At 61.7% G+C, this 19,184-nt stretch carries 17 protein-coding genes; 9 read left to right on the top strand and 8 right to left on the bottom strand.

The annotated features are described in order from the left end of the window. Positions 1 to 5: 5 nt before the first annotated feature. The 3 genes from BCF11_RS22885 to hutC form a co-directional block, all read right to left on the bottom strand. Positions 6 to 806, bottom strand: a complete 801-nt coding sequence (locus BCF11_RS22885; protein WP_098496777.1) for a ferredoxin--NADP reductase — start codon at positions 804 to 806, stop codon at positions 6 to 8. Continuing rightward, positions 803 to 2,335 carry an MFS transporter gene (locus BCF11_RS22890; protein ID WP_233212605.1) on the bottom strand — a complete coding sequence of 511 codons (1,533 nt, stop codon included), beginning with the start codon at positions 2,333 to 2,335 and terminating at the stop codon, positions 803 to 805. The genes BCF11_RS22885 and BCF11_RS22890 overlap by 4 nt, the downstream gene beginning before the upstream one ends. Positions 2,336 to 2,429: 94 nt before the next feature. Beyond that, positions 2,430 to 3,140 (bottom strand): histidine utilization repressor, encoded by a 711-nt coding sequence (gene hutC / locus BCF11_RS22895; protein WP_098496778.1) that lies wholly within the window; start codon positions 3,138 to 3,140, stop codon positions 2,430 to 2,432. A 292-nt stretch (positions 3,141 to 3,432) separates the two neighbouring features. Here hutC and hutU point away from each other — a divergent pair, with 292 nt between their 5' ends. The 6 genes from hutU (at position 3,433) to hutG (ending at position 11,047) form a co-directional block, all read left to right on the top strand. Further along, positions 3,433 to 5,139: a urocanate hydratase gene (gene hutU, locus BCF11_RS22900; RefSeq protein ID WP_098496779.1), complete on the top strand. Its 1,707-nt coding sequence runs from the start codon at positions 3,433 to 3,435 to the stop codon at positions 5,137 to 5,139. A gap of 48 nt (positions 5,140 to 5,187) precedes the next feature. After that, on the top strand, positions 5,188 to 6,735 hold the full coding sequence (gene hutH / locus BCF11_RS22905) for a histidine ammonia-lyase (RefSeq protein ID WP_098496780.1): 1,548 nt from the start codon (positions 5,188 to 5,190) through the stop codon (positions 6,733 to 6,735). A gap of 230 nt (positions 6,736 to 6,965) precedes the next feature. After that, positions 6,966 to 7,535, top strand: coding sequence for a HutD family protein (locus BCF11_RS22910; protein ID WP_098496781.1), 570 nt, complete (start codon positions 6,966 to 6,968; stop codon positions 7,533 to 7,535). Between the two features lie 17 nt (positions 7,536 to 7,552). Then, on the top strand, positions 7,553 to 8,821 hold the full coding sequence (hutI, locus tag BCF11_RS22915) for an imidazolonepropionase (RefSeq protein WP_098496782.1): 1,269 nt from the start codon (positions 7,553 to 7,555) through the stop codon (positions 8,819 to 8,821). Beyond that, positions 8,818 to 10,209 carry a formimidoylglutamate deiminase gene (locus tag BCF11_RS22920; RefSeq protein ID WP_098496783.1) on the top strand — a complete coding sequence of 464 codons (1,392 nt, stop codon included), beginning with the start codon at positions 8,818 to 8,820 and terminating at the stop codon, positions 10,207 to 10,209. Before hutI ends, BCF11_RS22920 begins: the two co-directional genes overlap by 4 nt. A 37-nt stretch (positions 10,210 to 10,246) precedes the next feature. Then, positions 10,247 to 11,047: an N-formylglutamate deformylase gene (gene hutG, locus BCF11_RS22925; RefSeq protein WP_098496784.1), complete on the top strand. Its 801-nt coding sequence runs from the start codon at positions 10,247 to 10,249 to the stop codon at positions 11,045 to 11,047. 31 nt (positions 11,048 to 11,078) lie between these two features. On the opposite strand, the gene cls is transcribed toward hutG, so the two are convergent. After that, positions 11,079 to 12,419, bottom strand: a complete 1,341-nt coding sequence (gene cls, locus BCF11_RS22930) for a cardiolipin synthase (RefSeq protein WP_098496785.1) — start codon at positions 12,417 to 12,419, stop codon at positions 11,079 to 11,081. A gap of 111 nt (positions 12,420 to 12,530) precedes the next feature. Further along, entirely contained in the window at positions 12,531 to 14,675 is a 2,145-nt protein-coding gene (locus tag BCF11_RS22935; RefSeq protein WP_098496786.1) for a site-specific recombinase, read from the bottom strand. A gap of 114 nt (positions 14,676 to 14,789) precedes the next feature. Here BCF11_RS22935 and aroQ point away from each other — a divergent pair, with 114 nt between their 5' ends. Next, on the top strand, positions 14,790 to 15,365 hold the full coding sequence (gene aroQ / locus BCF11_RS22940; protein ID WP_098496787.1) for a gamma subclass chorismate mutase AroQ: 576 nt from the start codon (positions 14,790 to 14,792) through the stop codon (positions 15,363 to 15,365). 28 nt (positions 15,366 to 15,393) lie between these two features. Here the strand turns inward: aroQ and BCF11_RS22945 are convergent, their stop codons facing one another. The 3 genes from BCF11_RS22945 to BCF11_RS22955 form a co-directional block, all read right to left on the bottom strand. Further along, entirely contained in the window at positions 15,394 to 16,491 is a 1,098-nt protein-coding gene (locus BCF11_RS22945) for a patatin-like phospholipase family protein (protein ID WP_233212606.1), read from the bottom strand. Positions 16,492 to 16,544: 53 nt separating this feature from the next. Beyond that, the gene (locus BCF11_RS22950) at positions 16,545 to 17,165 is read right to left on the bottom strand and encodes a hypothetical protein (protein WP_143751422.1); all 621 of its coding nucleotides are present in this window, start codon (positions 17,163 to 17,165) and stop codon (positions 16,545 to 16,547) included. Positions 17,166 to 17,255: 90 nt separating this feature from the next. Next, complete coding sequence (locus tag BCF11_RS22955) at positions 17,256 to 17,699, bottom strand: CHRD domain-containing protein (protein ID WP_098496790.1); 444 nt, start codon at positions 17,697 to 17,699, stop codon at positions 17,256 to 17,258. A 73-nt stretch (positions 17,700 to 17,772) separates the two neighbouring features. Between BCF11_RS22955 and BCF11_RS22960 the strand changes: the two genes are divergently transcribed. Both BCF11_RS22960 and BCF11_RS22965 read left to right on the top strand, forming a co-directional pair. Next, a complete protein-coding gene (locus BCF11_RS22960) occupies positions 17,773 to 18,180 on the top strand; it encodes a zinc ribbon domain-containing protein (RefSeq protein ID WP_233212607.1) in 408 nt (135 codons plus the stop codon). 42 nt (positions 18,181 to 18,222) lie between these two features. Further along, the gene (locus BCF11_RS22965) at positions 18,223 to 19,173 is read left to right on the top strand and encodes a cation diffusion facilitator family transporter (RefSeq protein WP_098496792.1); all 951 of its coding nucleotides are present in this window, start codon (positions 18,223 to 18,225) and stop codon (positions 19,171 to 19,173) included. Positions 19,174 to 19,184: the final 11 nt, after the last annotated feature.

Genomic DNA, 19,184 nt, shown 5'->3' on the forward strand with positions numbered 1-19,184 from the left:
TCGCATTACCAATAATCTTCCGTCACAAACTGCCCCGGCACAGCCCGCCGGCAAGGCCGCAAGCCACGCTGGTGCAGGATGTCGCGTGTTTCGGTGATCATTTCCGGATTGCCGCACATCATGATGCGCGATGCTTCCACCGTGATCGCCAGGCCGGCCGCGGCTTCCAGCGCGCCGCTGGTCAGCAGGGCGGTGATGCGTCCGTGCAGATTGCCGGGGGCGGCTGCCGCGTCTCGCGTGGTGGCGCGGATCAGTTGCAGGCGGGCGCCGCCGGCGGCTAGTTCGGGCCGTTGCGGCAAGGATGCCAACAGTTCCTGATAGGCCAGCTCTTCGGCGTTGCGCACGCAATGCACCAGGATCAGATTGCGAAATTTCTGCCACACCATCGGATCCTGCAAGATCGAGATGAAGGGGCCGAGCCCGGTGCCGGTGGCCAGCATCCACAGATCCTCGCCGTCAACAAAGCGGTCTGCCGTCATGAAGCCGTAGCTAAATTTCTCCACCAGCACCGGATCGCCCGGTTTCAGGATTTTCAACTGTTCGGTGAACTGGCCGCCGGGCACCTGCACCAGGAAATACTCCAGTTCATTTTCGCCGGCGGCCGAGGTGACCGAATATGCGCGCCACAGGGTTTCTGCACCGGCCGTCACGCCGAGGCGGGCGAACTGGCCAGGCGTGAACTGATAGCCGGCCGGGCGCGTGGTACGGAAGGAAAACAGCTTGTCGGTCCAGTTGTGCACGCTGGTGACGGTTTCCGTGCTGGCCTTGAGCGGCGAGACCGCTGGTTTTGGGGGAGTGCTGCTCATGGCAGAGGTTCCTGTAGTGGCCGATCGTGTTGATTGTGCTGGCCGGGTTGATCGTCGTGGATGGCGCCCGGCGCCGCAGTTGCCGGCGCTTTCAGGCGCAAGGCCTGGCGCACCGTGAAAAACGCCAGCAATGGCGCCGCCGCAAAACAGATGAATAGCCATTGTGCCGCATTTGCCGCTCCCGGCAAACCGCCTGGGTCGGCCAAGCCGGCCAGCGAAGTCGCCATGCCGGCGAGGGCGGCGCCGATGGCGGTCGCAAACAGTTGCACTGTGGTTAGTGAATACGCGGCCAGGCTGCCTTCGTCGGGACGCGCGCTGCTCAATATGCTGGCCATCAGATGCGGCATGCCCATGCCGATGCCGAAGCCGACCAGTATCAATGCGATGCACAGCGGCAGCAGGCCGTAGCTGTCCAGCGCGGCGGTCGACGGCAGCATGAACGACAACGCCAGGAGGGCGGCAATCACCACCAGCGGTCCGGCCTTCATGACGAATTGCGCGCGGGCGCCGCCGTAGCTGGAGAAAAGCAGGGCTGCCAGGGTCCAGCCGCAGGACATGATGCCGGTCAGGTAGCCGGCCAGCAGCGGCGAGTGGCCCTGGATCACTTGCAGGAAATACGGCACGTAGATCTCAGTGGTCAGTCCCAGGATCATCAGTATCATGGTGGCGTACAGGGCGCCGATGCGGCTGCGCAGGGAAAATGCGTCGCTGGGCAGCAAGCGCGTTTTTCCTGCACCGCCGCGTTGCTCCAGCCAGGCGATCAGCCCGATCAAGGCAATGCCAAAGACGATGCCGCCGATATTCAATATTGTGCTGCGGAACAGGCTGGCCGCCGACACCGACAGCACCGCAGCCGCCAGCAGCAATATCTTGGTGATGGGAACGCTGCCCGGTTTGTCTTCGGAACGTGTTTCCGCCGGGATTTTCAATGTGAACTGCACCAGCAGCGCAAGTATGACAGCCGCCGGCAACAGCGACCAGAAGGCGCCGCGCCAGCTGCCGGCCTGGGCAAAGATGCCGCCGATAGCCGGGCCGGACAGGGTGGATATGCCCCACATGCCCGACATCAAAGCCATGGCGCGCGACCATAAAGGCGGCGCAAACACCACCCGGATCATGGCGTAGGACAGCGCCACCAGCACGCCGCCGCCGAAGCCCTGGATAGTGCGCGCCAGCAGCAGCCACACCATGTGCGGCGCCAGCGCGCAACCGGCCGAGCCGATGGAAAACACCAGCAAGGCCAGCAGGCAGGCGGCGCGGTAGCCCAGCCATTCCGTCAGGCGCGAGGCCAGGCCGGCGGCGATGATGGAAGCCACCACGAACAGCGAGGTGGCCCAGGCATAGTATTCCAGGCCACCGATATCTTTCACTACCGACGGCAGGATGGTGGTGACGATATAGACGTTGGTGGCATGCATGCCGATGCCGCCGGCCAGCGTCAGCGAGCGCAGGGCGTTGCGTCCCGACAGCAGGTCGGCCCAGCTGGCCGGCGGCGGATCGGTGTTGATGGCGGTAGGTGCAGGCGACATGGTTGAGTCTGTCCAGATTGATGCTGATAAGTTGAAATGGGCGTGCACGCTCTCTGTCGGCGCCAGGCGCCGATGCCACGCGCTCCGCCTTATATTAGAAGCCGCCGGTAAACTGATACCTTGAACCGGGATGCCACAGCGTGACCGAGGTCGCCACGGTGTCGTGCACCCAGGTGCGGCGTGACAGCAGCAGACAGGGTTCGCCGGCTTCCATCTGCAGCTGTTTGCGCATGGCCGCCTCCGGCATCTTCGATTCGATGCTGTATTCAGCTCGGTCAAGCGGCGCGATCTGCACCATGTAGTGGTTTGGCGTCACCAGGTGGAAATCCTGCTGCAGGTAGTCGGGAAACAGCCGCGGATTGGTGTAGCGGTCTTCCAGCTGGATCGGGATGTCGTCGGCGAAATGCACGATCACCGAGTGGAATGCCGGTCCGGCAACCAGTCCCAGCGCTTTCAGCGCGACCGGCGTGGTGCTGGCTTCCAGCGTCAGCACCTGGCTACGGTAGCGGTGGCCGCGGGCAACAAGTTCATCATCGATACTGCGGATTTCCACCAGTGTAGACTGGTATTTTCCCGGCGCGACATAGGTGCCGGAGCCCTGGATCCGCACCAGCAGCTGGTTGTCGGTCAGTTCACGCAGGGCGCGGTTGACGGTCATGCGCGACAGGTTGAACTGCACCATCAGTTCGCGCTCGGACGGAATCAGGTCGCCCGGCTTCCATTCGCCGCCGCGGATCTGCTGCAGCACGTGGTCTTTTACCTGCTGGAATGCGGGAATTGCTTTTTTTGCTATTGCGCCATGCATATGCCGGCTCCTACTTAATAAAATTCATCACGGATACTAACTCAGTTACCAGCGCAGTTGCCGACGAGGCAAGTATGCAAGTTCAAGTGGGCTTGAAGTCAACATCTTTTTTGCAGAGTAAGGGATAGCGGCCCATTCGGGATAGCTCAAATTATCTAAGGACTATGCACAAAATTCGATTGACTAAGTTGTATAGGCATTATATTTTACTGGACTATACAACTTGTTGTTTATTTTCGGGCGGTCAGGATAGCAAATCGGCGCACCGATACTTTTAAGGAGATTAGCCAGCATGACTAACAACATCGCCAACACCGATCCACGGCGCGACCCTAGCCGCACCATCCGCGCCGCCCGCGGCACCACCTTGACCGCCAAGAGCTGGCTGACCGAGGCGCCGCTGCGCATGCTGATGAACAATCTCGACCCGGAAGTGGCCGAGCGGCCGAACGACCTGGTGGTGTATGGCGGTATCGGTCGCGCCGCGCGCGACTGGGCCTGTTTCGACAAGATCGTCGAAGCCCTGACTAATCTGAATGACAACGAAACCCTGCTGATCCAGTCCGGCAAGCCGGTCGGCGTGTTCCAGACCCATGCCGATGCGCCGCGCGTATTGCTGGCCAATTCCAACCTGGTGCCGAAATGGGCCAACTGGGAGCACTTCAACGAACTCGACCGCAAGGGCTTGTTCATGTACGGCCAGATGACCGCCGGCAGCTGGATCTACATCGGCAGCCAGGGCATCGTCCAGGGCACTTTTGAAACCTTTGCCGAAGCCGGACGCCAGCATTTCGGCGGCGACCTCTCCGGGCGCTGGATTCTGACCGCCGGCCTGGGCGGCATGGGCGGCGCGCAGCCGCTGGCGGCAACCCTGGCCGGTGCAGCCTCGCTGACCATCGAGTGCAAGCAGTCCAGCATCGATTTCCGCCTGCGCACGCGCTATCTCGACAAGCAGGCCAAGAATCTGGACGATGCGCTGGAACTGATCAAGTACCACACCGAACGCAAGGAAGCGATTTCCATAGGCTTGCTCGGCAATGCCGCGGAAGTGCTGCCGGAACTGGTCAAGCGCGCCAAGGCCGGCGGCATCAAGCCCGACCTGGTGACCGACCAGACTTCGGCGCATGACCTGATCAACGGCTACCTGCCGATTGGCTGGAGCGTCGAGCAATGGATTGCGGCGCAAAACGATCCGTCGCAACAGGCGCGCCTGACTGCCGATGCCGCCCATTCCTGCGCCCAGCATGTGCAGGCGATGCTGGATTTCCATGCGATGGGCATCAAGACTGTCGACTACGGCAACAACATCCGCCAGGTGGCGTTCGACCATGGCGTCAAGAACGCCTTCGATTTCCCTGGCTTTGTGCCGGCCTACATCCGGCCACTGTTCTGCGAAGGCAAGGGGCCGTTCCGCTGGGTCGCCCTGTCCGGCGATCCGGAAGATATCTACAAGACCGACGCCAAGATCAAAGAGCTGTTCCCGCACAACAAGCACGTGCACCGCTGGCTGGACATGGCGCGCGAGCGCATTTCCTTCCAAGGCTTGCCGGCGCGGATTTGCTGGCTGGGCCTGGGCGAGCGCCATATCGCCGGCCTCGCTTTCAATGAAATGGTGCGCACCGGCGAGCTGAAAGCGCCGATCGTGATCGGCCGCGATCACCTGGACACCGGCTCGGTCGCCAGCCCGAACCGCGAAACCGAAAGCATGAAGGACGGCACCGATGCGGTTTCCGACTGGCCGCTGCTGAATGCCTTGCTGAACACCTCAGGCGGCGCTACCTGGGTCTCGCTGCACCACGGCGGCGGCGTCGGCATGGGCTATTCGCAGCACTCTGGCATGGTGATCGTGGCTGATGGCACCGATGCCGCCGCCAAGCGCCTGGCGCGCGTGCTGGTCAACGACTGCGCGTCCGGCGTCATGCGCCATGCCGATGCCGGCTATGAAGCAGCGATCGAATGCGCCAAGCGCCACAATCTGAACCTGCCGATGATCAAGTGACTGGCTTTGCCATAAAATCGACTTCTGCAATACGCTAATCTGAAAGAAATGAATATGAAAACATCGTTGACTCTGCAACCAGGAAAAATGACTCTGGCAGAGATCCGCAGCATCTGGGCCGCGGCAGTGCCGCTGGCCTTGCCGCCATCCGCTTACGACGCCATCGATGCCTCGGCCGCCACCGTGGCGCGCATCGTTGAGCGCGGCGATGCCGCCTACGGCATCAATACCGGTTTCGGCAAGCTGGCCAAGACCCGCATTCCGGACGAACAGCTGGAACTGCTGCAGCGTAACCTGATCCTCTCGCATTCGGTCGGCACCGGCGATCTCATCGACGACGGCGCCGTGCGCCTGATCCTGGCCATGAAAATCGCCAGCCTGGCGCGTGGCTTTTCCGGCATCCGCGCGCAAGTCATCGATACTTTGCTGGCGATCTATAACGCCGGCATCATGCCTTGCATCCCGGTCAAGGGTTCGGTCGGCGCCTCCGGCGACCTGGCGCCGCTGTCGCACATGACGCTGGCGATTCTGGGCGAAGGCCAGGTACGGGTCGACGGCAAGCTGGTCGATGCTAAGGAAGCGCTGGCCAAGGCCGGCATCACGCCTATCGTGCTGGCGGCCAAGGAAGGCCTGGCGCTGATCAACGGCACCCAGGTGTCGACCGCGCTGACCTTGAACGGCCTGTTCCTGGCCGAGCGCGTGCTGGAAGCAGCCACCGTCACCGGCGCGTTGGCAGTCGACGCGGCGCGCGGCAGCGATGCCCCGTTCGATCCACGCGTACATGAAGTGCGCGGCCAGCCGGGCCAGATCGCCACGGCGAAGATCTATCGCCAGCTGTTGAGCGGCAGCGCGATCCGGCAATCGCATCTGGTCAACGATGAGCGCGTGCAAGACCCCTACAGCTTGCGCTGCCAGCCGCAGGTGATGGGCGCCTGCGTCGACATCATCAGCAACGCCGCGCGCACCTTGCTGATCGAAGCCAATGCGGTGACCGACAATCCACTGATCTATGCCGAGCGCGATGAGGTCATCTCCGGCGGCAATTTCCACGCCGAGCCGGTGGCCTTCGCTGCAGATACCCTGGCGCTGGCGATTGCCGAGATCGGCGCCTTGTCGGAACGCCGCATCGCGCTGCTGATCGATTCTTCGCTGTCTGGCCTGCCGCCGTTCCTGGTGCAGTCTTCCGGCCTCAATTCCGGCTTCATGATCGCCCACGTCACAGCTGCCGCGCTGGCGTCCGAAAACAAGGCGCTGGCGCATCCGGCCAGCGTCGACAGCCTGCCGACTTCCGCCAACCAGGAAGACCACGTCAGCATGGCGACCTTCGCCGGCCGCCGCCTGCATGAAATGGCGCACAATACAGCCACCATCGTGGCGATTGAATTGCTGGCAGCAGCGCAGGGCGTCGACTGCCATCAGCCGCTGACTACGTCGCCCATGCTGGCCAAGGTGCACCAGCGTTTGCGCCAGCAGGTAACGTTTTACGATAAGGATCGCTTCTTCGCGCCGGATATCGAAGCCGCTAAGCAGCTGGTGCTGCAAGGTGAGGTGAGTGATAGCTGCAAGAGCTTGTTTGCGGAGTTGTACAGCCGTTAAGGGGCCGTTAGGAAATAAATTGGGCGTTTGGGCGGCCGTAGCTGGATGCGATGCAAGGCGCCCGACGCGCCGCAGTGCGAGCACTGCAAGCGGCGGGCAACGCAGCAGCGCGCCAGCTACGGCCAGCACAAATGTTCAATTTATTTTCTAACGTGGCCTAAGCAAGGGCTGGCCGGATCGGCCAGTGCTGATCCGGCCGGAAATATGTCACGCGTTGATAGAGTCAGCAAATGAAATTGATTGAATTCGAAGACTTGCCGGTTACGCCGTGGAAAAACGGCGGCGGCGTCACCCGGGAGCTGTACTGTCATCCGGCGGGAGCATCGTTCGACAGCTTTTTGTGGCGCGTGAGCATCGCTGACGTCAGCCAGTCAGGCGCCTTTTCCAGCTTTGCCGGCGTCGACCGGGTGATCACGCTGCTGGAAGGCGAAGGCATGGACCTGGTGTCCGACAGCGGCAATCACGTATTGCTGTCGCGCCTGCGGCCGCATCGCTTTCGCGGCGAAGACCAGATCGCCGCACAGCTGGAAGGCGGCGCCTGCCAGGATTTCAACCTGATGCTGAGGCGCGGCGCGGCCGCCGGCGAAGTGCAGGTGTGGTCCGTCGACCAGAACCTGGAGCAAGGCTGCAACTTGCTGTTTTGCGTGCAGGGCCGCTGGGATGTGCTGACGCAGGATGGCGAGCACGTCACTCTGGAGCCGCGTCAGAGCCTGGCATGGGACCAGCCGCCGGGCAAGGTATCGTTGCGTTCCCTGAGCGCCGGCAGCGTCCTGATCGGCGTCAACGTCAATCTGAAATAGTGCAATAGGAAAACAGCATGGCGCATAGTCAATACGAGCAAGCCGATGGCATCTGGATTAACGCCAGGATTGCGCCGGCTGGCGATCCGGCGCAAGTCATCCTGGACGGCGCCATGGTGGTGCGCGGCGGTTTGATTGCCTGGCTCGGCAAGGCGGCCGAATTGCCGGCCGCATACAGCAACGGAAATCTGGCGCGGCACGACGCCGGCAATCGCTGGATTACGCCCGGTTTGATCGATTGCCATACCCATCTGGTGTATGGCGGCAACCGCGCAGATGAATTCGCCTTGCGGCTGGCAGGCGCCAGCTATGAGGAAATCGCGCGCAGCGGCGGCGGCATCGTCTCGACCGTGCGGGCGACGCGGGCGGCAGACGAGGACAGCCTGTTCCTGCAATCGGCGCGACGCCTGGAAGCCTTGCTGGCGGAAGGCGTCACCACGGTTGAAATCAAATCCGGCTATGGTCTGGACCTGGCGAGCGAGCGCAAGATGCTGCGCGTGGCGCGCCGCCTCGGCGAGCATTATCCGGTCACGGTCTACACCACCTTCCTCGGCGCTCACGCCTTGCCGCCGGAATACCAGGGCCGCGCCGACGACTACATCACGCTGGTGTGTGAACAGATGCTGCCGGCCCTGCATGGGGAAGGCCTGGTCGATGCGGTCGACGTGTTTTGCGAGAATATCGGCTTTTCGGTGGCGCAGAGCGAACGCGTGTTCGCAGCCGCCGCCAGGCTCGGGCTGCCGGTAAAAATGCATGCCGACCAGCTCTCGAATATCGGCGCCACCCAGCTGGCAACGCGCTTCAAGGCCTTGTCGGCGGACCATCTGGAACATCTGAACGAAGCCGATGTGCTGGCGATGAAGGAAAGCGGCACTGTGGCCGTGCTGCTGCCCGGCGCCTATTACTTCATCCGCGAAACCAAGCAACCGCCGCTGGAACTGCTGCGCCGCCACGGCATACCGATGGCGATTTCCACCGACAGCAACCCCGGCACTTCACCGACCACATCCTTGCTGCTGATGCTGAACATGGCATGCACGCTGTTCCGCATGACCACGGCGGAAGCCTTGCTGGGCGTCACCAGCCATGCCGCGCTGGCGCTGGGCCAGGCCGGCAGGCACGGCTTGCTGGCGGCAGGGCGCACCGCCGACTTTGTACTGTGGGACGTGGCGTCGCTAGCCGAACTGGCCTACTGGTCGGGACTGAATCCGTGTCACACCATAGTTCGCGGCGGCCGCTTCAGTCCGGCTGCGCCGCGGAGAGCAGATCAAGGAGCTTATCCATGAAACCCGTCATCAGAGAATTGATCGCCGACCGCGCCTTGCTGCCGGACGGCTGGCGCAGCAACGTCCTGCTGGAGTGGGACGAGCAGGGCATCCTCACCGCGGTGCGCCCTGACGCCGAAACCCTGGCGCTGGCGCCGCGCGCCGCCGCCACGGTATTGCCCGGTATCGTCAACCTGCACTCGCATGCATTCCAGCGCGCCATGGCTGGACTCACCGAATATCGCTCCGATCCGAGCGACAGTTTCTGGAGCTGGCGCACCTTGATGTACCAGTTTGCCGGCAAGCTGTCGCCGGCCGACCTGAAGGCGGTGGCGCTGCAGCTGTATATCGAAATGCTGCAGGCCGGCTATACCTCGGTGTGCGAATTCCATTACCTGCATCACGACCGCGACGGCAAGCCATACGCCAATCCGACCGAAAACCTGGCGTGCCTGATTGAGGCCGCGCAGGAAGCCGGCATCGGCCTGACTTTGCTGCCGGTGATGTACCAGTACAGCGGCTTTGGCGCCCAGGCCCCGCACGCCGGACAGGCGCGTTTCATCAATTCGCCGGAATGGATGATGGCTGCCCTGCAGCGGCTGCAGGCCGACCATCCGCAGCATGCCGGCTTGCGCTACGGCGTTGCGCCGCATTCCCTGCGCGCGGTGTCGCCGCAATCGCTGCAACAACTGCTGACGGAGCTTAGACAATGGGATGCGCAGGCGCCGGTGCATATCCATATCGCTGAACAGCGCAAGGAAGTGGAGGATTGCAGCGCCACCCTGGGTGCGTCGCCGGTGGCCTGGCTGCTGGACAATATGGGAGTCGATCGTCACTGGTGCCTGGTGCACGCCACCCACATGACGGCGGCGGAAATCCTTGGATTGGCGCGCAGCGGCGCTGTCGCCGGCATTTGTCCGACTACCGAGGCCAATCTGGGCGACGGCATTTTCAACGGCGTCGAGTATGCGGCTGCGCATGGCGCCTGGGGTGTCGGTTCGGACAGCCATGTCAGCACCAGCCTGAGCGAAGAACTGCGTCTGTACGAATACAGCCAGCGCCTGCAGCACCGCCAGCGCAATATGCTGGCCGACGACCAGGGCGCCTCGGTCGGCTCCTATCTTTATCGCAAGGCCTTGCATGGCGGCGCTGCCGCCAGCGGCCGCCAGGTAGTGGGACTGCAGGTGGGGCAGCGCGCAGACCTGCTGGTGCTAGACCAGCAGCATGCGGATCTGGAAGGCAAGCACGGCGACCAGCTGCTGGACAGTTTCGTGTTTTCCCATCATGGACAAACGCAGGTGCGGGATGTCATGGTGGGCGGCCATTGGGTCATTAATGACCGCAAGCATCGCCTGCAAGATGCCAGCCTTGCTGCTTATGCGGTCAGTATGAAGAGCTTATTGGCTTAATATCAGCCTAACCTGAGAAATTCTACCGAGTTCAATTATGGAAAAATTCCTGTTTCATCGCGGCAGCCTGCCGCTGCTGGTATCGATGCCGCATGCGGGGGAGCATATTCCGGACGAGATCCGGGCCGGCATGAGTGCGCCGGCGCAGGATCTCGCCGACACCGACTGGCACCTGCCGCAGCTGTACAGCTTCCTGCAGGAACTCGGCGCCTCGGTGCTGGTGGCTACCCATTCGCGCTATGTGATCGATCTCAACCGTCCGCGCGATAACGTCAATCTCTATCCTGGCCAGGATACGACCGGCCTGTGCCCGGTGGATACCTTTCACAAGGAGCCCTTGTACCAGCCGGGCAAGAATCCTGACGATGCAGAAATACAGCGCCGCATTGCGCTTTACTGGCAGCCTTATCATCAGCAGCTGGAGCAGGAATTGCAGCGCATGCGCGCCGAACATGGCATCGCCATGCTGTGGGATGCACATTCCATCGCTTCGGTGGTGCCGCGCTTCTTTGAAGGACGGCTGCCGGACCTGAACCTGGGCACCGCCTCGGGCACTTCCTGTGCGCCGGAACTGGAACGGCAGCTGCTGCAGGTTGCCATCCAGGCCGATGGCTATAGCCATGCCTTGAACGGCCGCTTCAAGGGCGGCCATATCACGCGCCATTACGGCAAGCCGCAGGACAACATCCATGCGGTCCAGCTGGAGCAGGCGCAAATCACTTATATGGAAGAACAGCTGCCGTTTGCCTTCGACCCGCAGCGGGCGGCCCAGGTGCAGCCGGTGTTGCGCCGTTTCATGGACGTGATGCTGGCATGGGCCGCGGCGCATCGCGCCTGAGCCGCCGCATCTGAGCCGCGTCTAAGCTAATCTACAGCCAGTAGCCCAGCGAGCGCGCCGCCCATTCCTTGACCCGGTCGGAAAACGGCCGCTGCTGCCATTGTTCCAGCGTGATTTGCCGCGAGCCGCGCACGTCCTCGCGGAAGGCCCTTTCCATTTCATGTCCGAACTGGTCGTCGATGACAATCACGTTGGCTTCGTAGTTGTGCAGGAAACTGCGGATATCCATGTTGGCGGAACCGACTGTGGACCAGTTGCCATCGATGACCGCGGTCTTGGCGTGCAGCACCGAGCCCTGCAACTGGTAGATGCGGATGCCGGCGCTCAGCAGCTGGGTATAGAAGGACTGGCCGGCACGGAACACCAGGCCGCTGTCGGTCACGCTGGGCAGGATCAGGCTGACATCGACGCCGCGTCTGGCGGCGGCGATCAGCGCATCCGCCAGCTGGCGGTCGGGCGCAAAATAGGGCGTGGTGATGTGGATGCTCTGGCGCGCCTGCTGTATCGCCAGGATATAGGCTTTATACAGGCTGTAGTCGCCGTCCGGCTGGCTGCCCAGCACATGTACGGTCTTGTCGCCAGCCTGCTCCAGTTTGGGGAAGTAATCAAGGTCCGGTAAATCTTCCGCATGCTGGTTGCTCCAGGTTTGCAGGAACAGCAATTGCAGCGACGCCACCGCCGGGCCTTCTATCTGTATATGGGTATCGCGCCAGCCGACCGGGCCGGCGCTGCTTCGCAGCCGTGACCGGAACAGCGAGCTGTTGGCGTACGCCGCGCTGATATTGACGCCGCCGGTGAAGCCGACCTTGCCGTCCACCACCAGGATCTTGCGGTGGTCGCGATGATTCAGCTGCCAGCGGCCGAAGCGTTTCAGCGGATTGACCGGATTGAATTCGACCAGGCGGATGCCGGCGGCGCGCATGCGTTCAAAGAACTCGCTCGGGGTGCCTATGCTGCCGACGCTGTCATAGATGATGTTGACCTGCACGCCGGCGCGCTGTTTTTCAATCAAGATGTCGGCAAAGCGCTGGCCGAGCTGGTCCTGGTCGAAAATATAGGTTTCAAAATTGATGGTGCTTCTAGCCTGGCCGATGGCAGCGATCATTGCCGTCATGGTCTGCGGGCCGTCGAACAGCAGGCTGACCTTGTTGCCCTTGATGAGCGGACTGCCGGTGACCGCTTCTTCCATGGCTGCCAGCGCGTTCAGGCGCGATGAAGCATTCGCTGGCGCGTTGTCGAGCGTAGCGCTCTGCGGCAGCGAAGCGCTAAGCTTGCTGACGTCGGGCAGCGTCGAGCAGGCTGCTGCCAAGAGGCACAGCAGCGTGATCGTACAAAAGCGGAAAGGGCGCAGCAAGGGCAGATCAATCAGCATGTAAATTTATCTCTCGCGGCGATTCATAGTTATTGCCGTTCGGATACTACCTTGTTGCTTCGCTTTTTGCTTGAATCTGTGCGGATGCGGCGGACCGGCTCGAGTACATCCTCAGGCGTTGGGGCTTTTCTCGCGGTCCTCCGAGATGGGCATTCTCTTTGGCGGAATGAAGAAATCCTTGGGACCTTTCAAAAAGCGCGAGAACACCGCCTTGGCCAGGGTCCAGCCATGGCGAAAATGCACCTGGCGCGCGCGCATGGCCACGAACAGCGCCAGCGAAAAGCTGACCCACAGGTTGACGGTGCCGATGCCAAGCACGCCGAGCACGGGAACGATCGCGGTATGCCAGCTCATGTGGTTGTCGAGGCCGACCAGCGCGGTGGCGAAGTTGGTCGCCGAAAACGTGATGTGGCGGATATCGATAGGCAGGCCCAGCATGAAGCCGATGGTGCCGATGGTGCCGAGCAGGATGCCGAAGTAGAAATTCCCCATCAGGCCGCCCAGGTTGTGCTCCAGGTATTCGCCGAACCTGGCCAGGCGCGGCTGGCCCATCAGCTTGCCCAGCCAGCGCGCGCGCGTCACCCGTTGCGCCATATGAGTGTAGAGCGCCTTGTTGTCGTAGTAACCGGAAATCAGGCCGGCCAGGAACAGGCAGACGCCGGCGATCGCCGCATGGAACAGGGCCAGGCTGGCGAACGGATCGATGTCGTGCAGCAGATGGGCCGCCTTGTCCGGGTTCACCAGGTGGTGGCCGAACAGCGCATGGTAGCCGAGCGCGATCAGGTAGGCGACCGGGAAGGCCAGCATCAGGTTGCCGGCCACGGCGATGAATTGGGTGCGTATCACCTTGACGATCAGTTCCACCAGGCTGTCGATGTCGATATTGCGGCCATCCCGGCTTTGCAGGCCGGAGGCGATGCGCGAGGCGGTCATGGCCGGCTGCTTGGTGGCGACCGTGAAGTGCAGCACGTGGATCAGCATGAAGCCGACTGAGTAATTCATGCTGAACAGGAAGGCTTCCACCAGCGGCGCCGCGCGCAGGTAAGAGGCCAGGATTTTCAGCATCGACATGAAGCCGATGATGAAACCGGCGCCGGCGGCGGAGCGGAACATGGCGCTGTATTCAGCGCGGTCTTCGGCGATATAGTGTTCGCCGGTGCGGCTGGCGTTTTCGGTGACGTTGCGCGCCAGCAGGTTGATATTGTCGGCGAACAGTTCGCGCACCGCGTACTTGCGGTTATGTCCTTCGATCAGCTCCTGTCCCAATGCCAGCGCCTGGTTGCGCTTGACCGCGAGTTTCGCGCTGGCCTGTGCTGCCGCTTCATCGCGCGGCACCGGACCTTCCGGCTTTTCGGTATTCGGCGCGCTGATGCTGACTTCGCCGACGTCGACCAGGTTGAGCAGCTTGCGCAGGCGGGCGATGCTTTGCTCCAACCGCACCAGCAGGTAGGTGAGCGAGACGCTGCTGCCCATGCGCAGCGCGTTCTTGCGGATCTTGAGGACGATGGTGTCGCACTGGTCCAGCATCACCGACAGGTGGCGGGCATTTTCCAGCGGCGGCAATTCGGCCAGCGGCACGGCGGAATCGGCGGCAGCCAGATGCTGGCGGTAACTGTTCAGGTACAGATGCAGCTCGACATTCTGCATCAGGAACGGCGATTCGAATTCGTCGATGCTGGGATACAGCCTGAGCAGCGCCGGTTCCAGGCCCATGGCGCTGATGCGGTAAGACAAGGTCTGGATCGCTTCCAGCAGTTCGCCGACGGTCTTATGGCGCTCGATGGCGTCGCTGGCGGCATTGTTGTCGGCGTCGGTGTAGGGCGCGGCCTGGCTCAGCAGATCGAACAGGCTGAGCCAGTCCTCGCTGGGGACGGCATTGATCCAGAGATAGTCGGTTTCTGCCGGCAGCAAGCGGTCCAGGCAGTCGCGCAGATAATTCTCATCCAGCGCCGGCGGCAGCATGCGAAACGACAGGCGCTGGAACAGTTCGGTGAAAAAGCCGGCGTTCGGCAAGATGCCGGTGTCGGTATACAGGCTGATCTGGCGCCGAGTCGAAAACAGTCGTAGTACATAATGGCGCAAGGCGCTCGCCTGGTCCGGTTCGCCATGCAGCAGCTGCACCAGTATCCGCACATTTTCGGCAGCTTCCGCCGCCTGTTCAGGTTTGCGCGGACGCAGGGTCTTGATCAAGGCTGCCAGATGCCCTATATCGTCAGTGTTGGGATCGGCGGCGATGAGTTTTAGTGTTGACAGCATGTAAGGTTTTATAGAATACGAAGTCGATAGTGTACGTTCAGTTTAGCTAAACCGGTTTTTGATGTGCACGGATGTTATGTGAATATTATGTTTTTGAGCGTTGAATAAGGAAATATGAGAGTCATTATTTGGAAGTTTCACGGCAAATTCCTTGCCTGCCTGTCATTCCTGTTGCTGCTGGCGGCCTGTCAAAGCCTGCCGCCGGCGCCGAATCCAGCGGATGCCGCGGCCGCCGATCACCTGCTGCGGCTGATCGACCAGCGCCTGGATGCCGCTCCCATGGTTGCCAAGGCTAAATGGAATTCCGGCGGCGCCATCAACGACCCGCCACGCGAGCAACTGATCCTGGATGCCGTGACAGCGCAAGCCAGTGGCTTGGATGCGGTTTTCGTGCGAAGGTTCTTCCAGGCCCAGTTCGACGCCAGCAAGGCCTTGCAGCTCGGCTTGCACGCGCAATGGCGGCGGCAGGGCGCCGGCAAGTTCAGCGATGCGCCCGACCTCGGACGCGATGTGCGGCCGCTGCTGGACCGCCTGACGCCGCAGCTGATTGCTTCATTGCGCCAGCTGCAGCCGCGGCTGGCCGAGCCGGGCATGCGGGGCTATATCGAAGCCCGTTCGGCCGTGCTGGTGCGGGCTGATTTTGACGGCTTGCCGCGCCGCATGGCGGTGGCGGGGCTGTTCGCTAACTAATTCATTGATTGCTGGACGAGCATTGGCGTCACAGGGCAGGGCGTCCCTTGTTGTGCCTGGTGGCATGGCGCATATGCTGCTGGTAGTTGGCTGATGGATTTGCAAAAGCTTCCATGCCGCGCTGATAACCATACTGCCACTGGGCCTCAACGTCTTCCAGATAAGTTTCGTAGCGGGCCGGCATCAGCAGGCTGAAACGGTTCTTGGTCCAGGATATCTTCATTTGCATGCCGCGCTTATCGAACCGGCTGTCGACATCGGAAGCATCGATCCAGGCGTCGGCGTATTGATCATGCATGTGACGCAACCTGTGATTGCCATCGACACCCAGTACGGCGCGCCAGGCCGGGATGGCGAGCGCCTGGTTGAATGGCGCTTTTAATTCCATGATCACGCGCTGCCCCAGGCGTTGCGCCAGTTCGATAGGGAACAGATCTACCACGCCGCCCGTATAGTGTCCGGTTTTATGCGCGTGGCAGGGGAAGTAAAACATGTCGGAAATGGATATGCGCACTGCATCGCCAATCGGCATGGCAACGTCGGTGAGCAACTCCCGGGCAATGGCGTTTTCGCCCCACATCGGATTGCTTAAAGGCGAATCCATGCCCTGCAGCAGCGCCGCGGTGCGCGGCTCGCCGAATACCACCTCTGAAAACAATTTTCGCTTGCTTCTGGGCTGCCCGACCTGATTCTTTGAAAACAGTATCTTGCCGCCGACGATGGCGACCGCGACGGAATTTTCGGACTGCTGTTTGGGCAAGGGTAATTCGGGCGGTATGTCGAAAAAATAATCGTTGAACAGGTCCGGGATCACGGGTGCTCGCCTGCTATCCAGGCGGCGTTTTGCGGCATGGATGAATGCGCGTCCGATTGCAGCCTTGGGCGTGGTTCGCAAGCCGCACAGGAACTGATACATCGCCGGCGAACTGATCCATGCCTTGCGTTGGGCGTCGTCAGGCAGGGCTTGGATGACAGCGGCCGCGATGGCGCCGCCGCAGCTGGCCAGCAGAATATCCGGCTTGTTGTTGGTTTCTACTGCTGCTGCGTACATGCCCAGGTAGTAGCCAAAGCGAAAGCCGCCGCCTGCCATCACCATGCAGCATTGATATTGTCCGGTTCGATTCATAGGCTGGAATAGTGCATCACTTCCAGCACACATGACAAGTGGCTTAGGCGCCGTTAACAATGCGCCCAGAACATCCTGGTTTGCAGGTCGTCGCGTTCACGCCGCATGCGATCGTGCACGTAGTACAGCTGGCGGCGATGGAGCATGCCGTTCAGCCAGTCGAGGCGCCGTCCCAGGGCAGGGCAGTCGACGGTCGGTTCGTTGCTGATAGAGGTGACGGGTTCGATCACGCCGCCCGCCGGCGCAGCCTGCGCCAGTGCCGGCGGCGGCTGGCGGAAAGTCTTTTCAACCGTGGCCCGGTCGTAGCCGGGAATCACCGCGTTATCGGTTATCTGCAGCGGCTTGGCCTTGCTGCCTTGAGGGCAGCCTTTGTCGGTATAGATGATCTTGCCGTCGACATTGCATTTGGCGATAGTGTTGCCAGCTTCCGCCGGCGGCGCGGCGGCGATCAACGGCAATGGAGCGCTGGCGGCAAGGGTTGCCGCTGCTGCCGCTGGTGCTGCCGGAGCGGCTGCCTGCGCGACGGTGTCGGCGGTCCCGCTTGCGCTGGACCGACTGGCGGCAGGGGGCTTGCCGTCAACCGGCGGGTGCGGGCGGTCGATTGCGTACAAGGCGGCGCTGAGCAGGGCGATGGCAAACAGGAATACAGCAAAAATCCTGACGGTTGGATGCATAGCTTGGTTCAAAGAATTAATGGAACTGCGCTTGCTGCCATGTGGCGCCGGCAGCAAGCGCGTGGCAGGCAGTGCGCTCCGGCGCCAGGATCAAGGCAGCAGCTGGCCGCGGATCTCGCCGCCGGGATTGGTGGCGCTGTGGACGTTGATGTACAGGTTGCCAGCCATGTAGCTGGCGTACTGGGCGTCGGTGAACTTGGCGCCGGCCGGGACTTCCCAGGTGTCGTCGCCGACCTTGGTCAAGGGCACCAGCACGGGGCCGTTCTTGCCCAGCGCACCCTCGTGGATATGCGCCATCTTTCCTTGTATGCCGCGGGTGTTGACGGTGCCGCTGACAGATTTATCCGCTGCGATCTTGATGGTGCCGCTGCCGCTCGCCGCCGAATTGGTTGGCGGTACTTCGTGCCCGCCATCCAGGGTCACTTCGCTGGTGTGGCTTTGATCCATCGACATGCTCGAACACGCTCCCAGCAACAAAGCCAGAGTGATAGAAGCGAACAACGACAGCCTTAGGGTTTTTAGCAGCTTGGTCATTTTTTTTCCTTGGTTTTGTTTTGGGAAGAAGCAACTATTAGTTTAGTCCGCTTTTGGCGCTGTGAAATATTTTATGTATCTGCTTGACCCTAAAGTAACTACAGGGTTTTTAATAGAGCCATATCAATGCAGCACCTCAATGCAGTACCTCGATGCGAAGGAGTATCAAATGAGTTTTCTCAAGAATTTGCTGGGCATGGGACATCACGGTGGCGGCAACCACGGCGGCGGCAACACCCCGCACCTGCAGCGCAACAAGCATCATGGCGCTTCGCAGTCGCATGGCGGCAGCCGGCAGAACGACTGGGGAAATGTCCCGGCAGATCAAAATAACTGCGGCGGCTGCAACTCAGGCAATCCGTCCGGCGCGCGTTTTTGCCAGCAATGCGGCAAGCCGCTGCCGCTGAAAAACTGCGGCGGCTGCGGTGCTGCGAAAACAGCCGGGGCGAAATTCTGCGCCAATTGTGGTACGCCGCAATAAGGCTGTACATTACATCAATGCCAACTTTCAAGGACGGTACCCATGAGCGCAGGCCATACACATGCTTTACCCAGCGGCGGCAATGAAAGATATATCTGGATTGCGCTCGGCCTGACCTCCACCTTCCTGGTGGTCGAGGTGATCGGCGGCCTGGTCACCGGCAGCCTGGCGCTGATATCCGATGCCGCCCATATGCTGACCGACACCATGGCGCTGGCGATTGCGCTGGCGGCGATCCGCATCGCCAAAAGGGCGGCCGATGCGCGCCGCACCTTTGGCTATCACCGTTTCGAAATCCTGGCGGCGGCTTTCAATGCGGTGCTGCTGTTCCTGGTGGCGCTATACATCCTGTACGAGGCCTACCAGCGCTTTCGCAGCCCGGCCGAGATCCAGTCCACCGGCATGCTGGTCATCGCTACCATCGGCCTGATCGTCAACCTGATCAGCATGCGCCTGCTCAGCAGCGGCAAGGACGCCAGCCTCAACGTCAAAGGCGCTTATCTGGAAGTCTGGAGCGACATGCTGGGTTCGGTCGGCGTCATCGCCGGCGCCTTGCTGATCCGTTATACCGGCTGGACCTGGGTGGATTCAGCGATCGCAGTCCTGATCGGTGTCTGGGTGCTGCCGCGCACCTGGGTGCTGTTGAAGGAAAGCGTCAATATCCTGCTGGAAGGGGTGCCGGAGGGCATGGACATAGAACAGGTGCAGGCGGCGATGCGCGCCGTGCCGGGCGTGGTGAGCGTGCATGATTTCCACCTGTGGGCCGTCACCAGCGGCAAGGCCAGCCTGACCGCGCACGTAGTCTACGATGCGGCCTATTCAGCGGAACAGCAGTTGCTGCCGGCACTCAAGGAAATCCTGGCCTCGCAATTTGCGGTGTATCACACCACTTTGCAGTTCGAGACGCTGCCGTGCGCCCATACGGAGGACGGCTGCAACTACAGTGCGCCGGCAGGACAGCATGATGAGTCGCATGAACATGCGCATGGTTAGCAGCGGCGGCT

The sequence above is a fragment of the Collimonas sp. PA-H2 genome, assembly GCF_002564105.1.
GTDB lineage: Bacteria > Pseudomonadota > Gammaproteobacteria > Burkholderiales > Burkholderiaceae_D > Collimonas.

Bases quoted from the DNA above. Each gene is read 5' to 3' on its own strand.
- BCF11_RS22890 (WP_233212605.1), bottom strand. From the start codon at position 2,335: ATGTCGCCTGCACCTACCGCCATCAACACCGATCCGCCGCCGGCCAGC.
- hutU (WP_098496779.1), top strand. From the start codon at position 3,433: ATGACTAACAACATCGCCAACACCGATCCACGGCGCGACCCTAGCCGC.
- BCF11_RS22910 (WP_098496781.1), top strand. From the start codon at position 6,966: ATGAAATTGATTGAATTCGAAGACTTGCCGGTTACGCCGTGGAAAAAC.
- BCF11_RS22920 (WP_098496783.1), top strand. From the start codon at position 8,818: ATGAAACCCGTCATCAGAGAATTGATCGCCGACCGCGCCTTGCTGCCG.
- BCF11_RS22965 (WP_098496792.1), top strand. From the start codon at position 18,223: ATGAGCGCAGGCCATACACATGCTTTACCCAGCGGCGGCAATGAAAGA.
- hutI (WP_098496782.1), top strand. From the start codon at position 7,553: ATGGCGCATAGTCAATACGAGCAAGCCGATGGCATCTGGATTAACGCC.
- BCF11_RS22955 (WP_098496790.1), bottom strand. From the start codon at position 17,699: ATGACCAAGCTGCTAAAAACCCTAAGGCTGTCGTTGTTCGCTTCTATC.
- BCF11_RS22935 (WP_098496786.1), bottom strand. From the start codon at position 14,675: ATGCTGTCAACACTAAAACTCATCGCCGCCGATCCCAACACTGACGAT.
- aroQ (WP_098496787.1), top strand. From the start codon at position 14,790: ATGAGAGTCATTATTTGGAAGTTTCACGGCAAATTCCTTGCCTGCCTG.
- hutH (WP_098496780.1), top strand. From the start codon at position 5,188: ATGAATATGAAAACATCGTTGACTCTGCAACCAGGAAAAATGACTCTG.
- BCF11_RS22885 (WP_098496777.1), bottom strand. From the start codon at position 806: ATGAGCAGCACTCCCCCAAAACCAGCGGTCTCGCCGCTCAAGGCCAGC.
- cls (WP_098496785.1), bottom strand. From the start codon at position 12,419: ATGCTGATTGATCTGCCCTTGCTGCGCCCTTTCCGCTTTTGTACGATC.
- BCF11_RS22960 (WP_233212607.1), top strand. From the start codon at position 17,773: ATGTATCTGCTTGACCCTAAAGTAACTACAGGGTTTTTAATAGAGCCA.
- BCF11_RS22950 (WP_143751422.1), bottom strand. From the start codon at position 17,165: ATGCATCCAACCGTCAGGATTTTTGCTGTATTCCTGTTTGCCATCGCC.
- BCF11_RS22945 (WP_233212606.1), bottom strand. From the start codon at position 16,491: ATGAATCGAACCGGACAATATCAATGCTGCATGGTGATGGCAGGCGGC.
- hutC (WP_098496778.1), bottom strand. From the start codon at position 3,140: ATGCATGGCGCAATAGCAAAAAAAGCAATTCCCGCATTCCAGCAGGTA.
- hutG (WP_098496784.1), top strand. From the start codon at position 10,247: ATGGAAAAATTCCTGTTTCATCGCGGCAGCCTGCCGCTGCTGGTATCG.